Consider the following 22273-nt stretch of genomic DNA (forward strand, 5'->3'; position numbering starts at 1 on the left):
CGTGACCGGCCTTGAGGATCGACTCGGCCATGGCGGGGTGCGCATCGACCGACCATCCCGTGACGAAGAACGTCGCCTTGAGATCGAGCTGATCGAGCAGCTCCAGCAGCTTCGGCGTGCCGACGCGCGCCTCGTAGCCGCCGTAGCTCATGGTGATCAGGCGCTGCGCGTGCACGGCGTCCTTGCTGGTCCACGCGCTCTCCGCATCGACGTCGAACGACAGGAACATCGCCGACGTATAGGGCTTTGGCCAGGGATAGTGCGGCGCAGGGTCCGCGGTGTTCGCCGGGACGAGCGGGATGCTCTGGAGTGCCTTACTGTCCAGCATTGATGGTCGCCTTCTCTATTCCGTTGTCGTTCAGTTTCCATTTCGCCAGCAGCGTACGATAGGTGCCGTCCGCGATCAGCGCATCGATGGCCTCGACCATCGCCTGCTGCAATGCCTTTTCCTTAACCGGCAGCGCGATGCCCGTGAACTGCGTTGCGAAGGCGTCGCCGACCGGCGCATAGGTGCCGGGCTCGAGGTCCATGATATAGGGCAGCGTCTCGTTGCCCTGCACGGCAGCGTCGATGCGGCCTTGCCTGAGCTGCGTGCGCGCATCAGCCGAGCCGTCCGTGCCGACGAACTGGATCGGGTTGCTGCCGCAATTCTTCTCGCTCCACGCCGCGATCTCTGCCGGGAACATGGTGCGGCGGCTGGCGCCGACCTTCTTGCCGCACAGCGCGGCCATGTCCTTGAACTCAGCCGCGCGCGACTGCTGCACGAAGAATTTTGGACCGCTGCGCAAATAATCGACGAAAGACGCGATCTCGTGCCTGCTGGCATAATCGGTGAAGCCCGACAGGATGGCGTCCACCCGGCCCGTCGAGATCGACGGCATGAACTCGGCGAAACTGGTCTCCTGCCATTCGATCTTGACGCCGAGCTTGCGGCCGAGCGCCTCGCCGAGGTCGATGTCGAATCCGGAAAGCGTGTTGGTGGCGGGATCGCGGAACTCCATCGGCGGATAGTTCGGCACCAGCGCGACCTTGATGCTGCCCCGTTTGGCAATCTCAGGCGGCAGCTCGATCGCCATCACTGATGCCGTCGTCGCACACACCAGCGCCGCCGCAACGAACACTCTCATCATCGAAACGCCCCCATTTTAGATCACCGCGGAAAGAAAAGCTTTGGTGCGCGCCTCGCGCGGCGCGCCGAGCACGTCAGATGCCGTCCCGGATTCGACGATCGCGCCCTGGTCCATGTAGACGACACGATCGGCGACCTCGCGAGCGAAACCGAGTTCGTGCGTCACCACCATCATGGTCATGCCGCTTTGCGCGAGCTCCTTCATGACCGCGAGCACCTCGCCGACGAGCTCGGGATCAAGCGCGCTGGTCGGCTCGTCGAACAGCATCAGCATCGGTTTCATGGCGAGGGCGCGCGCGATCGCGACGCGCTGCTGCTGGCCGCCGGAGAGCTGCGCGGGATAGGAATCGGCCTTGGCCGCAAGCCCGACGCGCCTGAGGAGCTCGATGGCTTCACCGCGCACCTCGTCGGATTTCCGGCCCTGCACCTGCAGCGGACCTTCGGTGATGTTCTCAAGTGCCGTCTTGTGCGGAAACAGGTTGAAGCGCTGGAACACCATGCCGGTCTTCAGCCGCTGCCGGGCAATCTGCCGCTCGGTCAGACGATAGAGCCGCCCGCCCTCTTCCCGTACGCCGAGTAGCTCGCCATCGAGCCAGATGCCGCCGCTGTCGATCGCGGTGAGCTGGTTGACGCAGCGGAGCAGCGTCGTCTTGCCCGAGCCGGATGCACCGATCAGGCACATCACCTCGCCGGGCCACACGTCGAGCGAGACGCTTTTGAGAGCCTGGAACTCTCCAAAATGCTTGCTGACGGAGCGGATCGCGACGAGGGGTTTTGTCATCGGGCAAACCGCAATGTGCCGCGGGCAAAGCGTCGCTCGAGCAGCATCTGGAGCGGCGTCAGGATCGACACCACCAGGAGATACCAGAGCCCGGCGACGATCAGGAGCTCGATCACGCGCGAGTTGGCGTAGTAGATGTTCTCGGCGTTGTGCAGCACCTCCGGATACTGGATGACGCTGGCGAGCGAGGTCGCCTTGACGAGGCCGATGAACTCGTTGCCGATCGGCGGAATCACGACGCGCATCGCCTGCGGCAGAATGATCCGGCGCAGCGCGCGCAAGCGTCCCATGCCGATTGCCTGCGCCGCCTCATATTGCCCGATGTCGACCGACAGCATGCCGGCGCGCATCACCTCGGAGGTGTAGGCGCCCTGGTTGATGCCGAGCCCGAGCAACGCTGCGAGGAACGGCGTCATGACGTCGACGGCGCGTGCGCTCCACAGGCCGGGAATGCCGATGGTCGGAAACACCAGCGCGAGGTTGAACCACAACAGAAGCTGGAGGATCAGCGGCGTGCCGCGGAACAGCCAGGTGTAGCCGGCCGCGACCGACTTCAGCACCGGGTTCGGCGACAGCCGCATGATCGCCACGACCACGCCGAGAAAAATGCCGAGCGCCATCGCGAGCACGGCCATCACCATGGTGTTGACGATACCCTCGAGGATCACTTTCGCCGTCAGGAAGCGGCTGACATAGGACCATTCGATCTGGCCGCCCGCAAAGGCGCGGCCAATGGCAGCCAGCACCAGAACGATCAGCGCCGCGCTGAACCAGCGAAACCAGTGCGGCTCGCGCGCGACGTGGAGCCCGGACAGGTCGGGAAATCCCTCCGCGAGGGCGGGCGCGGCCTTCATTGCGGCGCCGCGTTCATCAAGGGCTTCTCGACGGCGTTCGCACCCAATCCCCATTTGTCGAGAATAGCCTTGTAGGATCCGTCGGCAATCATGGCGGCGAGCTTTTCCGTCACCACTTCGCGGAGCGCCGCATCATCTTTGCGGAACATGATGCCCTGAAAGCCCTTCGCGAAGGGCTCGCCGACCACGCGATATTTGCCGGCCTCCTGCGATTGCGCGTAAGGCAAGGTCTCGCTGCCCTGCACGGCGGCATCGATGCGGCCCTGCTTGAGCTGGTTGCGGACGTCGATCGAGTTCTCGCCGGGAACGTACTGGATTGCCGGCTTGCCGGCCGCCTCGCAATTCTGCTTGCTCCATTTCTCGATCTCGACCGGGAAGCTGGTGCTGCGCGTCGTGCCGACCTTCTTGCCGCAAATATCCGTCGCCGCTTTCGCCTCGCTCTCGGCCATCACGAAGAACTGCGGGCCTGTCGTCAGATAGTCGACGAAATCGGCGGTCTCGCGCCGCGAGGCACGGTCCGAGATGCCGCTGATGATGAAATCGGCGCGCTTGGTCTGGAGCGAGGGGATCAGCTCGGCGAACGGCGTCTCGCTCCAGACGATCTTGAGGCCGCCGAGCCGCTTGGCGAGCTCGTTTGCAAGATCGATGTCGAGCCCGACGAGCTCGTTGGTTGCGGGATCGCGATATTCCATCGGCGCGTAGGTCGAGTTGACCGTGAGCTTCAACGTGGCCGCCTGCTTGATCTCCGCCGGAAGCTCGGCCGCCTGCGCGGACGTCACGGCAGCCAACGCTGCGGCCCTTAGGAAATGCGAGAGGCGTGTCATGTCAGCTCCTTTGGCTGGCGCCGCGACCGGCCGTTTGATGTCAATCCGCGTCGAGTACGGCCGGCTCGATGACGCCGGCGCGTTCGGTGATCACCCTGTATTGCTCCGGCCGCCGGTGGGCGGCGAAGTTGAACATCTTGTCCTTGCCCTGGCGGCAGAGGTCGAGATCGATGTCGGCGACGATCACTTCATCGGCCAGCGTCTCGGCCTGCGCAACGATACGACCGCTGGGATCGACGATGCAGGAGCCGCCGATCAATCCGGAGCCATCCTCCTCGCCCGCCTTGGCGACCGAGATCGCCCAGGTCGCGTTCATATAGGCATTGGCCTGCGTCACCAGCGTCGAATGGAAGGTGCGAAGGCCGGCGTCTTCCGTCGTGCCGCCATTGGGATCATAGGCCGCCGAATTGTAGCCGATGCAGACGAGCTCGACGCCTTGCAGGCCGAGCACGCGCCAGGATTCCGGCCAGCGCCGGTCATTGCAGATCATCATGCCCATGATTGCATGGGCCCAGGCCGAGCCGGCGCGGAAGGCGGGAAAGCCGAGGTCGCCATACTCGAAATAACGCTTCTCGAGCTGCTGATAGCGCGCGCCCGGCCGCGGCTCGACCGAGCCCGGCAGATGCACCTTGCGATAGCGGCCGAGAATCTCGCCGTCGCGATCGACCAGGATGGAGCAATTGAAGCGGCGGCCGTCCGCCGTCAGCTCGGCATAGCCGACATAGAAGCCGACGCGGAGCGCACGCGCGCGCTCGAACAGCTTTGCCACGGCCGGGTTTGGCATTCCGCGCTCGAAATATTCGTCGAGCGCTGCGCCTTCGAGCAGCCAGCGCGGAAAGAAGGTGGTGAAGGCAAGCTCGGGAAACACCACGAGGTTGGCGCCGCGAGCGGCAGCCTCCTCCAGCAGCTTCAGCATCCGGCCAAGCGTATGCGCGCGCGTATCGGCTTTTTGCGTCGGCCCCATCTGGGCGGCGGCGGCGCGAAGGACACGAACCAAGACTGCCTCCAATCTGTGCGCGCTGCTGCCTCGTTGGGCGGCGGAACTCTTTGATCCAGCGTGCAAATCCGCCGCCATTACGCGGAAACGGGAGTTGAAAAGCAATTCAATGTGCTATGATATTTTGGCCGAGAGTATAATCGGGGCTTATATGAACCTCCGCCAGCTCGAGATCCTGCGTGCCGTCATTCGCCACCGCACCACGGTCGCGGCAGCGGACGAGCTGGCGCTGTCACAGCCCGCGGTCAGCAACGCGCTGAAGACGATGGAGGCGCAGGCCGGCTTTGCGCTGTTCGAGCGCGTCAACAACCGGCTGTTTCCGACCGCCGAAGCGATGGCGCTCTACAAGGAGAGCGAGGCGATCTTCGCGCTGCATGCCAAGCTCGAAAGCCGCGTGCGCGATCTGCGGGAGAACCGCTCGGGACATCTGTCGCTCGTGGCGACGCCGCCGCTTGCCTACAGCATCATCCCCTCCGCTCTGTCCGGCTTCCTGCGCCGCCGTCCGGAGACGCGGGTGTTCTTCGATGTCCGGCGCTACGAGGGCATCATCGAGGGCGTGCTGAGCCATGTCGCCGAGCTCGGCTTCGCGCTCGGGCTCACGCATCATCCCGGCATCGCGCATGAGGTGGTGCACACCGGCGAGATGGTCTGCGTGCTGCCGCCAAAGCATCCGCTGGCCGGGCAGCCGGTGATCTCCGCCTCCGATCTCGTCGGCCTGCCCTTCATCGGGCTCGAGCGCGGCACACGGTTAGGTGAAGCCGTGCGCGACAGTTTTGCCCGCGCCGGCGCGCCTTTCCAGCCGACGGTCGAGGTGCGCTACTGCAACACAGCCTGCGTGCTCGCGGCCGCCGGCGTGGGCGCCGCGGTGGTCGATCCATTTTCGCCGCGGCAAAACGGCGGCAACGGCCTCGTCGTGCGCCCGTTCGCGCCGACGACGCGCGCGGTCGCCTATATGCTGTGGTCGGAAGCAGAACCGCTGTCGCGGCTGGCAAAGGCCTTCCTCAACGAGGTTCGCAAGCAGAGCAGGCTTCTGGAGAGCGGCACGCCACAGGAGACACAGCGCGACTGAGCTTGCGCAGGCACACACAATCTCTTAACCGAGGACACGTTCTTAGCCGAGGATGCAATTCTTCGAGGACACATGGCACGCATCACCATCATCGAGACCGGAGCCGTCCCTCGCAAACATCGCGAGCGCCACGGCTCGTTTCCGGACATGTTCGAGCGCATGATCCGTACCGAGGATTCTTCTGCTGCGTTCGACGTCGTCAGCATCCCCGATGGCGAGGCGCTCCCCGACCCTCGCCAGTTGGAGGCGATCCTGATCACCGGCGCGGCGGCCGGCGTCTATGACGGGCTCGACTGGATCGCGCCGCTCGAAGAATTCGTGCGCACGGCCCATGCCAACAAGACGCCGATGGTCGGCGTCTGCTTCGGCCACCAACTGATCGCGCAGGCGCTGGGCGGCACCGTGCGCAAGTCGGACAAGGGCTGGGGCATCGGCCGGCAGGTCTATCAGGTGGCGCCGAACAACGGCGTCATCGACGGCGAACAGCTCGCAATCGCCTGCTCGCACCAGGACCAGGTCATCGAACCACCGCAGGACGCGCGGACGATCCTGTATTCGGAATTCGCCCCGCATGCCGGCCTGCTCTACGCCAACGGCACGACGCTCTCCGTGCAGCCGCATCCGGAATTCGACAAGAGCTTCGCGCAAGTCTGCTGCGAGCTCCGCGAAGGCCACGCGCCCGACAACGTCGTCGCCGCCGCCAAGGCTTCGCTCGCCGAGCCGCTGGACAGTGCGAAGCTCGGTGGCGCCATCACGAGGTTTCTGACGAGGCGGGCGACAACTTCTTAGTTCGCGAGATGCGGCCACAGCCACCTCTCCCGCAAGGGGAGAGGGTGCAGCGCGCCAAGCTCAGCTTCTGTCGATGCGTCTTAGAATGGACTATCGCCCAGTCCCGCCACATCGGCGGGCCTTGGCCCCGGTGCAGGCCAGTGGAAGCGGCGATCGCTCTCCGCGATGGCGATGTCGTTGATCGACGCCTCGCGACGCTTCATCAGGCCGTGCTCGTCGAACTCCCACTGCTCGTTGCCGTAAGAGCGATACCACTGGCCGCTCGTGTCGTGCCATTCGTACTGGAAGCGCACAGCGATGCGGTTGCCGTCATAGGCCCAGAGGTCCTTGATCAGCCGATAGTCGAGCTCCTTTGCCCATTTGCGGGTGAGAAACGCCACGATCGCCTCGCGCCCCCAAAACACCTCCGAGCGATTGCGCCAGCGGCTGTCCTCGGTATAGGCCAGCGCGACACGCTGCGGGTCGCGCGAATTCCAGGCGTCCTCGGCCATGCGGGCCTTTTGAGCGGCGGTCTCTCTCGTGAAGGGCGGAAGCGGCGGACGCGACATGGCTGGCCTCATCAGTTGGGGACACGCAAATCTACGCTCGCGCGCCTGGAAGTCGATGGCCCGTCTTCCCTATCGGCTCATTTCGTAATCACGTCGGCCTTCATCAGGTTCCGGATTGATTTCGGGATCGGCTGGGCGCGGCCGCCGCTGATGAAGGCGACGCGCACTTCCGCTTTCACCAGCACGTCCTCGGCGCGCCGCACCTCCTGCGCCAGCATGATCGAGGCGCCCTTCACCGCGATCGGCCAGGTCACGATGTCGAGCACATCGTCCATGCGCGCGGGCTTGAGGAAATCCAGATGCATCGAGCGCACCACGAAGGCAAAGCCGGCATCTTCCGTCTCGACCTGCTCGAACAGCGCCTGCTGCTCGGCGCCCATCAGCCGCAGATGATTGGTCCGCCCGCGCTCCATGAAGCGCAGATAGTTGGCGTGATAGACGATGCCGGAAAAGTCCGTGTCCTCGTAGTAGACGCGGACCTGCATGTGGTGGCGGCCTTCGCGGATCTCACCGTCGAGATGAACTGTCACTGCGCGAGCCTTGGTTCATTGTCCACGCTCGTGTTTTGCGCAAATCAGCCCGACGCGCAAGCCATCGCTATGACACCGCCTGCCCCGCGTTCCCCAGCGTTACCAGCACGATTTCCGGAGGAACGCCAAGGCGGAAGGGTATGATGCTGCAGCCCAGCCCGCCGGAGACGACGACGTCGCAATTCTTGCGGACGTGGCCATAGGCGAGTTCTGGTCTCGACGGAGCGGCCGGTGACCAGCCCAGCAGCCGCACCTGGCCTCCATGGGTGTGACCGGACAATTGCAGCGCGACGCGCGCCGGCACGCGCGAAGCGATGTCGGGTTCGTGCGCGAGCAGGATCAGCGGAGCGCTGTCGGTCACCTTGGCGAGCGTCGCGCTGAGATCGTCGACGCCGACGCGCCGCATCGGGCGAAAGTGGCGCGCCGGCACATAGGCGAGTTGGTCACCAAGCCCGGCGAGCCAGAACGGACGTCCGGCTTTGGTGAGGCGCGTTGCGTCGTTCTCATAGACGGGAATGCCGGCGGCCTCCAGCGCGATCCGCGCAGCCGGCAGTCCCCTGCCCTCGCGCTGCACGGTCTTGTCATCCCAATAATCGTGATTGCCGAGAATGGCGTGCACTCCGAGCGGCGCTTTCAACCCGCCCAGCACCGATGCCCACTCGCTGGCCGGAATGGCGCGCGTGGCATGGCGCTGACTGACGACGTAGTCGCCGAGCAGCACGGTAATGTCGGGCTGGAGCGCATTGGTACGTTGGACGATGCCAGCGATGCGTTCGAGCGACATCCAGGGATCGCAGGCATGCAAATCGGCGATGACGGCGATCCTCAGATCGAAATCGACGGGCCATTGCGGCGGCGACAGGTTGTAGCGGGTGACCAGCAACCGCTCCGGCTCGATGCCGACGCCGTAAGCCGTCGTTGATACGCCAGCGACTGACAGACCGCCGATGGACCGAAAGAAAGCGCGACGAGAGATCATGGGAAACCGATTGTGATGCCTTGCCTTGATGTCCTCCGATTGAAGCGGAATTGGGGTGCGCTTGTGCAGATCGTCAGCAGAAACGTTAACGGTCCCTCACGCCGACCAGCGCATCCAGACGCGTCTTCAATTCGTCGGACGCCCGATAATACCAGACGCCGCCGAGCAAGTCATGGAAGCGCCTGTCGGCGCGGGCCTCGCGCTCGATGCGGTCGATCGTGCGCAGGCTGATCACGTCCTCGAGCGGACCGGCCGCCAGCACCGACAGCAGCACGGGATTGGACTCCACCCTGAGGATCTCCAGGATCAGGTCGATCATCCGGTCGGGATCGTCCTCGCGCAAATCGCGCTCGAAATCCATGATCGCGAACAGATTGTCGTCCTGGTCGCGGTCGGACCTGGAATATTGCTCGATCCAGGCCTGCGCCAGCTCGGACAGCGACATGCTGGCGCAATCGAGCAGCTCGCGCGGAGTGCGCTGGGCCAGGTGATCGGCGTGCCAGGCCGCTTGATTGGCAATCCCTGCGATGCGCCGCATCAGCGGCTCCTCGTCGCCGAAATGTACGCCCCCGAGCAGCCAGCGCAGCCGCGCATTGTGCTTCGCCTCATGCTCGATACGCCCGATCACCTCGTCGCCATGGGCATAGAGCAGCGCCAGCAAGAACTTGTCGTTGAGCTGCATCACGGTCGGCTTGTCGGTCTCGGTCTTCAGCACGTCTAGGATGAGATCGAGCGCGCGCTGCGGGCGACGATGCGGCAGATGATCGAAATAGAGTTTCAGCGCCCAGATGCTGCCGGCCTGGTCGCGCCGGCTGACGCGCTGAAGCGCGCACCACATCGAGGCCAGCTCGGCCAGCGGCATCGGATCGAGGAACGCTTCGGTCTCGTCGGGCGTCCGCAGTTGCGGTGCGGACGCGATGCTTTCAAGCAGTGTTGCTTGCTCACTCAGCCCCATTCTTCCCACTCCAGCCAATGTGCGTTGCGCCAGCGACCCCGATCGCCGCGCGTTCGCATTAGTGGGAGCACGAAACAGGTGGGTTCAACGTCGCTTTAGTCGTCGCTCTCGTCCGTGCCGAACAGGCCGAACTGTGCCGTATCGCGCGAGGGCTCAGTGAGGCCGAGATGGCGGAAGGCATGCGTGGTGAGGAGACGGCCGCGCGGGGTACGCTGGAGATAGCCGCACTGGATCAGATAGGGCTCGATGATGTCCTCGATGGCATCGCGCGGCTCGGACAGCGCGGCGGCCATGGTCTCGACGCCGACCGGGCCGCCCCCATAATTGAGCGCAATTGTCGTCAGGTAGCGCCGGTCCATGGCATCCAGGCCCGCGGCATCGACCTCCAGCGCGCTCAGCGCATGGTCGGCGATCTCGCGATCAATGGTTTCAGCGTTGGCGGCGGAGGCAAAGTCGCGCACCCGCCTGAGCAGCCGGCCGGCGATGCGCGGCGTGCCGCGGGCGCGGCGCGCGATCTCGTTGGCGCCATCCGGGCTCATGCCGACATTGAGCACGCGCGCGCCGCGGGTGACGATGCCTTCCAGCTCCTCGACCGTATAGAAGTTGAGCCGGATCGGGATGCCGAAACGGTCGCGCAGCGGATTGGTGAGAAGGCCGGCACGCGTCGTCGCGCCGACGAGGGTGAACTTTGCAAGCTCGATCTTGACCGAGCGCGCCGCCGGCCCCTCGCCGATGATGAGGTCGAGCTGGAAATCCTCCATCGCGGGATAGAGCACCTCTTCCACTGCTGGGCTCAGGCGGTGGATCTCGTCGATGAAGAGTACGTCGCGCTCTTCGAGGTTGGTGAGGAGCGCGGCGAGATCGCCGGCCTTGGCGATCACCGGGCCCGATGTGGCGCGAAAGCCGACGCCGAGCTCGCGCGCCACGATCTGCGCCAGCGTGGTCTTGCCGAGGCCGGGGGGACCCACGAACAGCACGTGATCCAGCGCCTCGCCGCGCTTGCGCGCAGCATCGATGAAGATGGACAGATTCTTGCGCGCCTGCTGCTGGCCGACGAATTCGGTCAGCGATTGCGGGCGCAGCGCCGTATCGCCGACATCGTCGCTGCGGCGCTCGGGTGTGACGATGCGGGAGGGGGTGTTCATATCGAAGATCTAGCGAGTCGATGACGGATCAGAAGGGAGGCTTGAGCCCCCACAAAAAGGATCAAACCCAACACAAAGATGAGAAGCACCTCGCCCGAAAGCAACGGCACTCGATCAATCAGACAAAACACAAAAGCCGAAAGTAAGCTTGCAACAAGAACGTTCCACCAGGCAACAACGCCTCGGATTTGCAGGATCATTGTAACCAACAACGCAGTAACAACCGCGGGCAAAGACAACCCTTTCAGAGCAAACCAGCTGAACCCGATCAGGTCGCGCGAGATCGAGAAGCATCGAATGACATGGCTCAGAAAGCAAGCTGATGCCGAAGCTGCCAGCATTGCAAGATATCCGGCAACAAGAGCTCCCAGGAAAATGGCAACGAACATGCGACCGAGAGTGGAGGGCCTGTTCACTCGTTGCCCCGCCGGTATTTGTTCGGCAAGAGCTCGCCGATGCTGACGACCTTCGGCTCGCGGCCATTGTCGGGAACGATGACCCGCGCCTTGGCGTCGTAATCGTGGATCAGCTCGCGGCAGATGCCGCAGGGTGAGACGACGGCGATGTCGCCGGGCTCGTCCGGCTTGGGATGGCGCACGGCGACGATCGTCTCGATGCCGCGGTCACCGGTCTCCGTAATGGCGCGTCCGATCGCGATCGCCTCGGCGCAGACTGCAATGCGGCCGATATAGGCGTCGATGTTCACGCCGGTGACGATGCGGCCGTCGCGCGTGCGCATAGCAGCGCCCACCTCCTGCCAGTCGTTGCGATAACGCTCGCTGATCGCGGCGGTCGCGGCGGCGATGAGTTCCTTGTCTTCGTTGCTCAGCATGGCGGAAAATGCATTCCTTCGTCAGTCAGCGGGCCGCGCAGGATAGTCTATTTCGACAATTCTTTCAGACCCAAACGGATGAGCTGCGCGGTTTCCGCATTCTCGCCGGCATTGCGTGACGCCGTGGCGATGGCGGCCGCCGCCTGCGGCTGGCCGTAGCCGAGATTGACCAGCGCGGAGATCGCGTCCGCGACGGGCCGCGGGGCACGCTGGTCGTCGACGGCGCCGGCGAGATGAACGACGTGCGGATCGACATTGGCAAAGGCCGGCGCCTTGTCCTTCAACTCGGTGACGATGCGCTCGGCCACCTTGGGACCTACGCCCGGCGTGCGCGACACCGCGGCCTTGTCGCGCAGCGCGATCGCGTTCGCGAGGTCGGAAGGCTGCAGCGTGCCGAGCACGGCGAGCGCAACCTTGGCGCCGACCCCCTGCACGGTCTGGAGCAGGCGAAACCATTCGCGCTCCTGGTCGGTGCGGAAGCCGAACAGTTTGATCTGATCCTCGCGGACATAGGTCTCGATCGAGAGCACGGCCGCTTCGCCGGGCGAGGGCAGATGCTGCAGCGTGCGGGTCGAGCAATGCACCTGATAGCCGACGCCGCCGACGTCGAGGATGACGAAATCCTCGCCGTAGGAATCGATCAGGCCCTTGAGCTTGCCGATCATATCCCCACCACCTTCAGCCGCAGGGCGGCACTTTGGCGGTGATGGGCGTGGGTGATGGCGATGGCGAGCGCGTCGGCGGCGTCCGCCGACGGCGGCTCGGCTTTGGGCAGCAGGATCTTCAGCATCACCGCGATCTGGTTCTTGTCGGCGTGACCGGCGCCGACCACGGTCTTCTTGACCTGGTTGGGCGCGTATTCGGCCACCGTGATGCCGAACATCGCGGGCGCCAGCATGGCGACGCCGCGGGCCTGGCCGAGTTTGAGCGTCGCAACGCCGTCCTTGTTGACGAAGGTCTGCTCGACGGCGGCTTCCATCGGCTTGTGGTGGGAGAGCACAGACGCGAGCCCCTCATGGATCGCGAGCAACCGGCTCGACAGCGCCAAGCCCTCAGGCGGTTCCACCGAGCCGCAGGCGACATAGACGAGGCGATTGCCGTCGGCCTCGATCACGCCCCAGCCGGTGCGGCGCAGGCCGGGGTCGATGCCGATGATGCGGACGGGATGGCGAATCGGGAGCGCGGTCATGGGCCAGTGATAGCGGCTGGCCGGAGGGAGGGAAACAGAAACGGAACGAAAGTCCCCGGGGAAGTATGGTCTCGTGCCCCGGGCGCAGCGCAGCACGCAGTGATGCGCTGCTGAACCGGGGCCCATCTCTGCATCGGCAGACTGGGAAGCGTGGGTCCCGGCTCTGCGTCGCACCGCTTCGCAGTGCGCCGCGTCCGGGACACGAGAGCCGCTTTATCCGCCCATCTTCGCCATCAGCGCGTCGGAAATCTCGAAATTGGCATAGACGTTCTGGACGTCGTCGTGCTCGTTGAGCAGGTCCATCAACTTGAGAAGCTTCTCGCCGGTCTCGTCGTCGACGACCACCGTGTTCTGCGGCTTCCAGATCAGCGCGGCCTTGCGCGGCTCGCCGAACTTCGCTTCGAGCGCCTTGGCCACATCGCGGTAGCTTTCGGTCGAGGCGTAGATCTCATGGCCGTTCTCGCCCGAGATGACGTCGTCTGCACCGGCCTCGATCGCGGCATCGAGCACCGCGTCGTCGGAAGCGACGCTGCGGTCATATTCGATGATGCCGGTGCGGTCGAACATAAAGGAGACCGAGCCGGTTTCGCCGAGATTTCCGCCGGATTTTGTGAAGAAAGAGCGGATATCGGAGGCGGCGCGGTTGCGGTTGTCGGTCAGCGCCTCGACGATGACGGCGACGCCGCCGGGGCCATAGCCCTCGTAGCGGATCTCGTCATAGTTCTCGCCCTCATTGCCGAGCGCCTTCTTGATGGCGCGCTCGATATTGTCCTTCGGCATGTTCTCCTGGCGCGCCGCGATCACGGCCGCGCGCAGGCGCGGATTCATGTTGGGGTCGGGCGTGCCGAGCTTGGCCGCGACGGTGATTTCGCGGGCCAGCTTGCCGAAGAGCTTCGACTTCTGCGCATCCTGCCGCCCCTTGCGGTGCATGATGTTCTTGAATTGGGAATGTCCGGCCATGCGTGGTCTCTGAGGAATCGTCAGCCAAGGTAAGGGGATGGAGCGCGGGCCTTATAGGCCGCGAGCCCCCCGGAATGAAAGAGCATACTTGAAGGTAATATCGTAGGGCCGCTGCCGCGCCATCAGGCACCTGTTAACCCTGACTTCATCTCGGGATGTGAAAATATCCACGTCCCGTCCCCCGACAAGAGCGACCTGATGGCCTTCGGACTACTTCGGAAGCGTCTGCCGGAACAGGCTGCGGCTACGCCGCAGGTGGCCCAAGCCGTCGCCGAGCCCGCTGCTGCGCCGGAAGGCGATTCAGCCAAGGAAATTCTTGAGCTTCTGGAACTCGAGCTCGGCGCGATGATCCGCCAGCTCGAGCGCGCCGCCGAATCGGTCGCCGGCGGGGCGGAAGCAACCGCCAACACGCTCGCGACCATCCGCGAGCGCACCGATGCCCTCACGGGGCGCAGCAGCGCCGCGCAATCGACCGCGACCACCTTTGCCAGCGCGGCCGAGAAATTCACCCAGTCCGCGCAGGGCATCGGCGCCCAGGTCCGCGAGGCCGGCAAGCTTGCGGATGCTGCGAGCGCCGCCGCGCAAGAAGCCCGCGCCAATGTTGACCGCTTGCGCGAATCCTCCGCCGCGATCGGCAACGTCGTCAATTTGATCGCGCAGATCGCGCGCCAGACCACGCTGCTCGCGCTGAACTCGACCATCGAGGCAGCGCGCGCCGGCGCGGCCGGAAAAGGCTTTGCCGTCGTTGCCACCGAGGTGAAGGCGCTCGCGGTGCAGACCCAGAGCGCGACCGAGGAGATCACCAGGAGATCGAGGCACTGCAAAAGGACGCGGCAGGCTCGGCGGAAGCCGTGCACCGCATCTCACAGGCGATCGAGGCGATCCGCCCGGTGTTCGACACCGTCAATGGCGCGGTCGCCGAGCAGACCGCGACCACCAGCGAGGTCTCCGGCAACGCGGCAACCGCATCGCAGTTCATCGTATCCGTCGGCGACAGCGCCGCCGAGATCGATGCCGCCACCAAGGCGGCGGAAGCCCATGGCGAAAGCGTCTCCAGCGCCGGCAAGGCGGTCACGAAGTTCGCGCAGAAGCTGAAATCGCGCTGCGCGGTGCTGCTCAGGCAGAGCGACGGCGACGACCGCCGCAAGACCGAGCGCCTGCCCTGCCATCTCAAGCTCGAGATCAAGGGCCGCCGCGCGACGATACCGGTCTACGAGATTGCGATGGACGGCGTCCTGATCGGCGGCGCGGATGCCGCGAGGCTTTCGGTGCACGAGACCATCGACGGCGTGCTCCAGGATATCGGCGCCTGCCGCCTGCGCGTCGCCGAGCAGTCCAAGGCCGGCGCGCGGGCGCAGTTCCAGGCGCCGAACGCCGAGCTGCGCGAAAAAATCGAGGACAAGCTCTGGTCGATCCACGAGGAGAACACGGAATTCGTGACCCGCGCGATGGAAGCGGGCGCCGCGCTGACGAGGATATTCGAGCAGGCAGTCGCGCGCGGCGAGGTCAGGCTCGACGATCTCTTCGACACCGATTACGCGGAAATCGCCGGTACCAATCCGCAGCAGTACCGCACGAGATATCTCGACTGGGCCGACCGCGCCCTCCCCTCCTTCCAGGAAGCATTCCTGGCGAAGGATCAGCGTATGGCGTTCTGCGCCATGGTCGACCGCAACGGCTTCCTGCCGGTGCACAACAAGATCTATTCGCATCCGCAACGCCCGGGCGATGTCGCCTGGAACACAGCGAATAGTCGCAACCGGCGCATCTTCAACGACCCGGCGGGCCTCGCTGCGGCGCGCAATCTGCGCTCTTACCTGGTGCAGAGCTACGCGCGCGACATGGGCAACGGCAACACGGTGATGATGCGCGAGATCGACGTACCGATCCGCGTGCAGGGCCGGCACTGGGGCGGGTTCCGGACGGCCTACAAGCTCTAAAGCATGATCCGGAAAAGTGTGAAGCGGTTTTCCGAAAAGATCATGCACAAACAACAACCTAAAGCGCGATGACGGTTCATCCAAATCTCATCGCGCTTTAGTGCACGCTCAGGCAAGACGGCAAAGCGCGAATCAGCATTAAAACGAATCACGCTTTGAAATGGGAATGGGAATGCCGTTTGTGAGTCGATAGTCGACTCCGGCTGGAGGAAGTTCGAATATGTCCGTCGTGCAGCGTGCAGTCATGGACACGTCATCCAACCGGACGCTGGCCGAACGCCTCATAGACCAGCTCGCCGATCGCATCGGGGGCCTCGGGGTTGAGCTCGCCGACATCGCCGGCAACGTCCAGGAGGTCGCCAATCGCGTTGCCAGCCAGTCGGAGCGGTTCCACCATCTGCAGAAGACGGCAGAGACGATGGTCTCGGCCAATCGCGAGATCGCCAATGCGTCGCAGGCGGTTCAATCGACGACATCCACCGCGGTCGGCGAGATCGCGCAGTCGCGCGACGTGGTCGAGACCGCGGTTGGCCACATCTCCGAGCTTGTCGCAGCCGTCGCTCGCATCGAAGCGCGGCTCGCCGCGGTCGGCTCGGCACTGAGCCAGGTCGCCAAGGTCTCCGGCTCGATCGAGGCGATTGCGAAGCAGACCAACCTGCTCGCGCTCAACGCCACGATCGAGGCGGCGCGCGCCGGAAGCGCCGGCCGCGGCTTCGCCGTCGTGGCGAGCGAAGTGAAGAGCCTTGCGGAAGCGACCCGGCAGGCCACGCAACAGATCGCGGATACCGTGCGCGATCTCGACGGCCAGATCGGCAGCCTGATCGGCGAAAGCGGCGATGCCTCGCTGCGCGCGAAGAACGCCGGCGACGGCGCGCAGCAGATCTCCCGCATCATCACGCGCGTGCAGCAGGGCTTTGCCTCCGTGGGCGCGGAGATCGACAGCGTCGCGCGCGCCGCGACCTCCAATCTCGGCCATTGCGACACCGTGATCTCGGAGCTCAGCGAGCTCGCCAAGGGCGTCGACCTCTCCTCGCGCGATCTCAGGAATGCCGACGAGCGGGTGGCAAAGCTGCTCGACACCTCCGAGGGCCTGATCGCGCTGATCGCCGACAGCGGCGTGGAGACGTCGGACGCGCCGCTGATCAGCGTCGTCGTCGACACCGCCAGGCGCATCTCAGCCGAGTTCGATGCGGCGATCGACCGCGGCGAGATCACGCTCAATCAGCTCATGGACGAGACATATCGCGAGATTCCCGGCACCGATCCCAAGCAATTTCTCACCAGCTACGTCGACTTTACCGACCGCGTTCTGCCGGCGATCCAGGACCCGATCCAGAAGTCGGACCCGCGCATCGTGTTCTGCGTCGCCTGGGCGAAGGGCGGCTATCTGCCGACCCACAATCCGAACTATCGCCTGCCGCAGGGCAACGACCCCGTCTGGAACAACGCCAATTGCCGCAACCGCCGCCTGTTCAACGACCGCGCGGTGAGGAAGGTCGCGGCGAACACAAAGCCGTTCCTGCTGCAGACCTACCGCCGCGACATGGGCGGCGGCCAATTCGTGCTGATGAAGGATCTGTCCTCGCCGATCATCGTGAAGGGCAAGCACTGGGGCGCCTTCCGGATGGGATTCCGGCAGGGGTGAAGCCGCGCGCTGCTGTCCCTTCTCCCCTTGCGGGAGAAGGTGGCGCGAAGCGCCGGATGAGGGGTTGCTTCCGCAAGCTACACTGCGAGAGAGTGACTCGCGGATAGAACCCCTCACCCGGCTTCGATGCTTCGCATCGAAGCCACCCTCTCCCGCAAGGGGAGAGGGTGCAGCGTCAGTGCCGCGCTAGATTTCTAACTCAACCAGAACCTCGGCGTCGCCGGCTCGAGCCGACCACCTGCGCGCACCGGCGCAATCTTCAGCGCGAGCCCTGTTGCATCATCCGTCTCCACCGCGACCCCGCTCAGCGTCGCCGTGCCCATCGCCGGCTCGAAACGGCCGGAGGGGATGCCGGAGGTGAAACGGCGCAGCGGCTCTTCCTTTTGCATGCCGATGATCGAATCGTAGTCGCCGGTCATGCCGGCATCGGTCATGTAGGCGGTGCCGCCGGGGAGGATCTGGTGATCGGCGGTCGGCACATGCGTATGCGTACCGACGACGAGGCTGGCGCGGCCGTCGCAGAAGAAGCCGATGCCCTGCTTCTCGCTGGTCGCCTCGCAATGGAAATCGACCACGATCGCATCCGCCGCCTCGCGCAGGGGACAGGCGCCGAGCTCGCGCTCGATCGCCGCGAAGGGATCGTCGAACGGCGTCATGAAGACGCGGCCCAGCGCGTTGACGACGAGCGCATGACGGCCGTTCTTCGTCTCGACCAGAGCGGCGCCGCGACCCGGCGTGCCGCGCGGATAGTTCGCCGGCCGCACCAGGCGCTCGGCGCGCTCGATGAACACCAGCGCCTCGCGCTGGTCCCAGGAATGGTTGCCGAGCGTGACCGCATCGGCGCCGGCGTCGAGCAGCTCCTGATAGATCGCTTCCGTGATGCCGAATCCACCGGCGGAATTTTCACCGTTGACGACGACGAAATCGAGCGACCAGTCACGGACCATGTTGGGCAGGTGCTCGGCGATCGCCGCGCGGCCGGCCCGGCCGACGACGTCACCCACGAAGAGAATGCGCAACTTCAGAACTCCGGAAATCGAACACGTCGGTTTCCGTTAGCACATAATCCAGCGCGACGTCGTGCGATAGTGCGGGAACAGCATCGATCTCCTGCGCCGCAAAGGCGAGCCCGATGCCGACGACATGCTTGGTCTTGCGCAAATGCGCGAAGGTGAAATCGTAATGTCCCGCGCCATAGCCGATGCGGTGGCCGAGACGGTCGAACGCGGCAAGCGGCGTCAGCATGATGTCGGGGATGACCTCGGCCGCCGCCGGCGACGGCTCGGGAATGCCGAGCGGGCCGAGCATCAGCCGGTCGCTCGGATTCCAGATGCGGAAGATCAGTGACTTGCCGCGCGTCGTGACGCAAGGCAGCGCCAGCCGCGCGCCTTCGGCCGCGAGCTTCTGCATCAGGGGCACCGGATCGATCTCGCTGCGGATCGGCGAATAGCCGGAGACGATGCTGCCGGGTACGATCTCGAACGGCAGGCCGCGCTTGCCGAGCTTTGCGGCAGCAGCAGTGCGCTTCTTTTCGCTGAGCGCATCGCGCTTGGCGAGAGCCTTGGCACGGAGTTCGGCTTTTGAGTTGGTCATCAGCGTTTTCCCTGAGGCAGAACCTTGTTCTGCCGTCATCGCCCGCGAAGGCGGGCGATCCAGTATTCCAGAGACGCCAGAGCATGAACCTCGACAGCGCGGCGTACTGAATGCCTCGCTTTCGCGGGGCATGACACCGAGACTAAATTCAACCGCAAGTGTGTCGGGGACGCAAATTAGACAGGCACAAACCAGGCAAACAAAAGCGCGAAGCCGCAAACGCCGTTGAAGCACTCGATCCCGGAGTTCCCTACGAAAGTAGGTGGGCACCATATGTCCGAGCCCACGGGCCCGGCCAGGGACAGTTCCCTAAAGGATCGATAAGGCCCCGGGGATATATGGCTCCTGACGTGCGTCGCAGCTTCGCTTGACGCAATCTAGCAACGACGCTGACGAATCGCCAGCCCGCTCCTTCGTCAACCGATCGCAATCCCGTTGCCGACGGTCCGGTTCAGGACCTGGGTCGATTTCTCGATGCGCTCGGCGGCGGCGTTCAGCGCATTGACCACCGCGGTCTGCGTCATCCGGGCCCGCTCGGCGGCGGCATTGCGGAAATCCCGCAGCTCGTTCACCTCGGCTTCCAGCGTCCGGATGCGGTTGCCGGCATCGACCAGTTCGTCGCACGCGGTGAGTGCCGCCATCACGGTGAGCCGCGCGTCACCAATCTCGCCGAATTTTCCGCGCAGGTTCTGGATCCGCGACTCCAGGCCTTCGGCGAGCTTCAACAGTCGCACCTCCTGCCCTTCCTCGCAGGCCATGCGATATTGCCGGCCGTTGATGGTGACGTTGATGTGGCTCATCCGTCCTCTCCGGTATCGAGCACCGAACGTATCGTGACGATCGCGGAATCCAGCCGATCGGAGATTTCGCGATTGGTGCGCTCGAGCTTGCGCGCCTTCATCAGCGCACCGTCGAGCTCGTCGGCGAGTCGCGATCGGTCCGTGCCCAGCGCCTGGATGCGCGTCGCGAGCTCGTTCTCGTCGCGATCGGCATCGCGCCGTCGCTCGACCGCGCTCTCAAGCGCGTCGAGCGCCGACGTGAGTCTCCGGGTCGCGATCTCGATCTCGACGGCGGCGGACTCCGTCATGGCGGAACTGTTGGCAGCGCGATCGCTCATGCAGTCAGCGGCGGACCCTTGTGTTGGCCTTTTCACCAGGACTTGCCGCTCGGCAAAAGACTCGGTTCGGCAAGCGCTTAGAAGCAGAAATTTACGTGGCAGGGAAGCGAAGCGCAACGCCGCGGCAGAACTATGCACCGATAGATCGGGATCGGGCGTCCCGCCCCGACAGGTTCCTGTCGCGCGCGACCACTGTTGGGGCTTTTCGGATCGCGCTTGGAGCAACTTTTCGCCCGGGGATGACGTTCGATTGCCTTGGACTCCCGGAACCGAGGTGCTATCCAGCCCCCGACCTTCCAGCGGCCGAAAGGCTCCTTCCCGCGCGGGCGTACACCGCCACCAAGCGCCTCATTTCAGACGGATTTCAGACATGACGCAGGTCGATCCCACCCGTATGGCCAATGCGATCCGCGGGCTCTCGATGGACGCGGTCGAGAAGGCCAAGTCCGGCCATCCCGGCCTGCCGATGGGAGCCGCTGACATCGCGACCGTCCTGTTCACGCAGTTCCTGAAATTCGACGCCCAGGCACCCGCCTGGCCCGACCGCGACCGCTTCGTGCTGTCGGCCGGCCACGGCTCGATGCTGCTCTATTCGCTGCTGTTCCTGACCGGCAATCCGGACATGACGGTGGACCAGCTCAGACACTTCCGCCAGCTGGGATCGCTGACCCCCGGCCACCCCGAGAACTTCCACACCAAGGGCATCGAGACCACCACCGGCCCGCTCGGCCAGGGCATTTCCGCCGCAGTCGGCATGGCGCTCGCCGAGAAAATGCTCGCGGCGGAGTTCGGCAAGAAGATTGTCGATCACCACACCTACGTGCTCGCCTCCGACGGCGACCTGATGGAAGGCGTGTCGCAGGAAGCCATCGCCATGGCCGGGCACTGGAAGCTCAATAAGCTGATCGTGCTCTATGACGACAACGGCATCTCGATCGACGGCCCGACCTCGATCGCAGACTCGGTCGACCAGGTGAAGCGCTTCAAGTCGGCGGGCTGGGCCGCCGAGAAGATCGACGGCCAGGACCAGGCCGCAATATCCGCCGCGATCACGCGCGCAAAAAAATCCAACAAGCCGACGCTGATCGCCTGCCGCACCACCATCGGCTATGGCGCGCCGCATAAGGCCGGTACCGCGAAGGTGCATGGCGAGGCGCTTGGCGCCGACGAGCTGAAGGCCGCCAAGGAAAATCTCGGCATCTCGCTCGAGCCGTTCTCGGTGCCCGACGACGTGCTCAAGGCCTGGCGCGCGGCTGGCAGCCGTGGCGCGGCCGCACGGCAGGAGTGGGAAGCGCGGATTGGTGAACTCGGCAGCCGCAAGCGCGCCGAGTTCGAGCGCCGCCTGCGTCATGAGCGCCCCGCTTCGCTCGCGAAGGCGCTGAAGGCGCACAAGAAGGGCCTTCTGGAAAATCCACTCAACGTCGCGACGCGCAAATCCTCCGAAGCTGCGATCGAGGCGATCGCCGCCGCGATGCCGATGGAATTTTTGGCGGGTTCGGCCGACCTCACCGGCTCCAACAACAACAAGGCGAAGTCGGCGGTCGCCTTCTCCGCCAAGACGCCGAAGGGCCGCTTCATCCATTACGGCATTCGCGAGCACGGCATGTGCGCCGCGATGAATGGCATCTTCCTGCACGGCGGCTTCGCGCCGAATGGCGCGACCTTCCTGGTGTTCACGGATTACGCGCGGCCTGCGATGCGGATTGCCGCCTTGATGGGCGCAGGCGTCGTCTACGTCATGACCCACGATTCCATCGGGCTTGGCGAAGACGGCCCGACCCATCAGCCGGTCGAGCATCTCGCCGCGCTGCGCGCTATTCCGAACATGCGCGTGTTGCGCCCCTGCGACTCCATCGAGGTCGCCGAGTGCTGGGAGCTGGCGCTGAACCGTATCGACGGTCCGACGGTGCTCGCACTGACGCGCCAGAACCTGCCGCAGCTCCGCAGCTCCGCGAACGAGAACCCCTGCCAGTACGGCGCCTACGAGCTGGTCGCCGCCCAAGGCGAGGCCAAGGCGACGCTGTTCGCCTCGGGCTCCGAGGTCGAGATCGCGGTCGCCGCCCAAAAGCAGCTCGCCGAGCGCGGCATCCCGACGCGGGTGGTCTCGGTGCCCTCGCTCGAGCTCTTGTTAGCGCAACCAGAGGCGAAGCGTGCCGCCATCATCGGCAACGCGCCGGTCAAGGTCGCGATCGAGGCCGCGGTCCGCTGGGGCTGGGATGCCGTGATCGGCCAGGATGGCGAATTTATCGGCATGCATTCCTTCGGCGCGAGCGCGCCTGCCAAGGACCTTTTCAAGCACTTTGGAATTACCGCCGAGGCTGCAGTTAACGCTGTCCTGAAGCGCATTTCCTGAGAGTTGAGCTTGCCGGAAAAAAGGACTACCAAGCTCCCCATATG

At 64.8% G+C, this 22273-nt stretch carries 24 protein-coding genes, 1 other RNA gene and 1 pseudogene; 5 read left to right on the forward strand and 21 right to left on the reverse strand.

What is annotated here, in order from left to right; genetic code table 11:
- From Q2941_RS31505 to Q2941_RS31530, 6 genes are all read right to left on the reverse strand, one after another.
- Positions 1–328 (reverse strand): polysaccharide deacetylase family protein (locus Q2941_RS31505; protein WP_458194841.1); only part of this gene is annotated, 328 nt, incomplete at its 3' end.
- Complete coding sequence (locus Q2941_RS31510) at positions 315–1130, reverse strand: ABC transporter substrate-binding protein (protein ID WP_458194842.1); 816 nt, start codon at positions 1128–1130, stop codon at positions 315–317. The genes Q2941_RS31505 and Q2941_RS31510, both read right to left, overlap by 14 nt.
- A gap of 15 nt (positions 1131–1145) precedes the next feature.
- Positions 1146–1910 carry an amino acid ABC transporter ATP-binding protein gene (locus Q2941_RS31515; protein WP_458194843.1) on the reverse strand — a complete coding sequence of 255 codons (765 nt, stop codon included), beginning with the start codon at positions 1908–1910 and terminating at the stop codon, positions 1146–1148.
- Positions 1907–2764 carry an amino acid ABC transporter permease gene (locus Q2941_RS31520; protein ID WP_458194844.1) on the reverse strand — a complete coding sequence of 286 codons (858 nt, stop codon included), beginning with the start codon at positions 2762–2764 and terminating at the stop codon, positions 1907–1909. The genes Q2941_RS31515 and Q2941_RS31520 overlap by 4 nt, the downstream gene beginning before the upstream one ends.
- The gene (locus Q2941_RS31525; RefSeq protein WP_458194845.1) at positions 2761–3588 is read right to left on the reverse strand and encodes an ABC transporter substrate-binding protein; all 828 of its coding nucleotides are present in this window, start codon (positions 3586–3588) and stop codon (positions 2761–2763) included. Before Q2941_RS31525 ends, Q2941_RS31520 begins: the two co-directional genes overlap by 4 nt.
- 40 nt (positions 3589–3628) lie before the next feature.
- Entirely contained in the window at positions 3629–4585 is a 957-nt protein-coding gene (locus Q2941_RS31530) for an N-carbamoyl-D-amino-acid hydrolase (protein ID WP_458194846.1), read from the reverse strand.
- 151 nt (positions 4586–4736) lie between these two features.
- Here Q2941_RS31530 and Q2941_RS31535 point away from each other — a divergent pair, with 151 nt between their 5' ends.
- Entirely contained in the window at positions 4737–5654 is a 918-nt protein-coding gene (locus Q2941_RS31535) for a LysR family transcriptional regulator (RefSeq protein WP_458194847.1), read from the forward strand.
- 72 nt (positions 5655–5726) lie between these two features.
- Positions 5727–6443, forward strand: a complete 717-nt coding sequence (locus tag Q2941_RS31540; protein ID WP_458194848.1) for a type 1 glutamine amidotransferase — start codon at positions 5727–5729, stop codon at positions 6441–6443.
- Between the two features lie 80 nt (positions 6444–6523).
- On the opposite strand, the gene Q2941_RS31545 is transcribed toward Q2941_RS31540, so the two are convergent.
- The 10 genes from Q2941_RS31545 to Q2941_RS31590 all read right to left on the reverse strand — a co-directional run bounded on the left by Q2941_RS31545 (position 6524) and on the right by Q2941_RS31590 (position 13581).
- Entirely contained in the window at positions 6524–6991 is a 468-nt protein-coding gene (locus tag Q2941_RS31545) for a nuclear transport factor 2 family protein (RefSeq protein ID WP_027521856.1), read from the reverse strand.
- Positions 6992–7068: 77 nt separating this feature from the next.
- Entirely contained in the window at positions 7069–7476 is a 408-nt protein-coding gene (ybgC, locus tag Q2941_RS31550) for a tol-pal system-associated acyl-CoA thioesterase (RefSeq protein ID WP_051389640.1), read from the reverse strand.
- 112 nt (positions 7477–7588) lie between these two features.
- The gene (locus Q2941_RS31555) at positions 7589–8500 is read right to left on the reverse strand and encodes a metallophosphoesterase (RefSeq protein WP_254109082.1); all 912 of its coding nucleotides are present in this window, start codon (positions 8498–8500) and stop codon (positions 7589–7591) included.
- 85 nt (positions 8501–8585) lie between these two features.
- On the reverse strand, positions 8586–9455 hold the full coding sequence (locus Q2941_RS31560; protein ID WP_027521853.1) for a DUF6869 domain-containing protein: 870 nt from the start codon (positions 9453–9455) through the stop codon (positions 8586–8588).
- A gap of 95 nt (positions 9456–9550) precedes the next feature.
- On the reverse strand, positions 9551–10600 hold the full coding sequence (gene ruvB / locus Q2941_RS31565; protein ID WP_027521852.1) for a Holliday junction branch migration DNA helicase RuvB: 1050 nt from the start codon (positions 10598–10600) through the stop codon (positions 9551–9553).
- Entirely contained in the window at positions 10597–10941 is a 345-nt protein-coding gene (locus tag Q2941_RS31570; RefSeq protein ID WP_458194849.1) for a hypothetical protein, read from the reverse strand. The genes ruvB and Q2941_RS31570 overlap by 4 nt, the downstream gene beginning before the upstream one ends.
- A 71-nt stretch (positions 10942–11012) precedes the next feature.
- Positions 11013–11432 (reverse strand): cytidine deaminase, encoded by a 420-nt coding sequence (locus tag Q2941_RS31575; protein WP_027521851.1) that lies wholly within the window; start codon positions 11430–11432, stop codon positions 11013–11015.
- A gap of 47 nt (positions 11433–11479) precedes the next feature.
- The gene (gene ruvA, locus Q2941_RS31580; protein WP_458194850.1) at positions 11480–12097 is read right to left on the reverse strand and encodes a Holliday junction branch migration protein RuvA; all 618 of its coding nucleotides are present in this window, start codon (positions 12095–12097) and stop codon (positions 11480–11482) included.
- A complete protein-coding gene (ruvC, locus tag Q2941_RS31585) occupies positions 12094–12621 on the reverse strand; it encodes a crossover junction endodeoxyribonuclease RuvC (RefSeq protein ID WP_027521849.1) in 528 nt (175 codons plus the stop codon). The genes ruvA and ruvC overlap by 4 nt, the downstream gene beginning before the upstream one ends.
- A gap of 213 nt (positions 12622–12834) precedes the next feature.
- Complete coding sequence (locus Q2941_RS31590) at positions 12835–13581, reverse strand: YebC/PmpR family DNA-binding transcriptional regulator (protein ID WP_027521848.1); 747 nt, start codon at positions 13579–13581, stop codon at positions 12835–12837.
- 198 nt (positions 13582–13779) lie between these two features.
- Here Q2941_RS31590 and Q2941_RS31595 point away from each other — a divergent pair.
- Both Q2941_RS31595 and Q2941_RS31600 read left to right on the forward strand, forming a co-directional pair.
- Positions 13780–15521, forward strand: a pseudogene (locus Q2941_RS31595) (methyl-accepting chemotaxis protein).
- 220 nt (positions 15522–15741) lie between these two features.
- On the forward strand, positions 15742–17166 hold the full coding sequence (locus Q2941_RS31600; RefSeq protein WP_458194851.1) for a methyl-accepting chemotaxis protein: 1425 nt from the start codon (positions 15742–15744) through the stop codon (positions 17164–17166).
- Between the two features lie 194 nt (positions 17167–17360).
- On the opposite strand, the gene Q2941_RS31605 is transcribed toward Q2941_RS31600, so the two are convergent.
- From Q2941_RS31605 to Q2941_RS31625, 5 genes are all read right to left on the reverse strand, one after another.
- Entirely contained in the window at positions 17361–18185 is an 825-nt protein-coding gene (locus tag Q2941_RS31605; protein ID WP_027521845.1) for a TIGR00282 family metallophosphoesterase, read from the reverse strand.
- Entirely contained in the window at positions 18163–18759 is a 597-nt protein-coding gene (locus tag Q2941_RS31610; RefSeq protein WP_458194852.1) for a 5-formyltetrahydrofolate cyclo-ligase, read from the reverse strand. Before Q2941_RS31610 ends, Q2941_RS31605 begins: the two co-directional genes overlap by 23 nt.
- 206 nt (positions 18760–18965) lie before the next feature.
- Positions 18966–19126, reverse strand: a non-coding RNA gene (gene ssrS, locus Q2941_RS31615) — 6S RNA.
- A gap of 49 nt (positions 19127–19175) precedes the next feature.
- A complete protein-coding gene (locus Q2941_RS31620; RefSeq protein ID WP_027521843.1) occupies positions 19176–19559 on the reverse strand; it encodes a cell division protein ZapA in 384 nt (127 codons plus the stop codon).
- Positions 19556–19876: a DUF4164 domain-containing protein gene (locus Q2941_RS31625; protein WP_027521842.1), complete on the reverse strand. Its 321-nt coding sequence runs from the start codon at positions 19874–19876 to the stop codon at positions 19556–19558. The genes Q2941_RS31620 and Q2941_RS31625 overlap by 4 nt, the downstream gene beginning before the upstream one ends.
- Positions 19877–20246: 370 nt before the next feature.
- Here Q2941_RS31625 and tkt point away from each other — a divergent pair, with 370 nt between their 5' ends.
- Entirely contained in the window at positions 20247–22229 is a 1983-nt protein-coding gene (gene tkt, locus Q2941_RS31630) for a transketolase (RefSeq protein WP_458194853.1), read from the forward strand.
- Positions 22230–22273 lie beyond the last annotated feature (44 nt).

This window comes from Bradyrhizobium sp. UFLA05-153, from assembly GCF_054185185.1.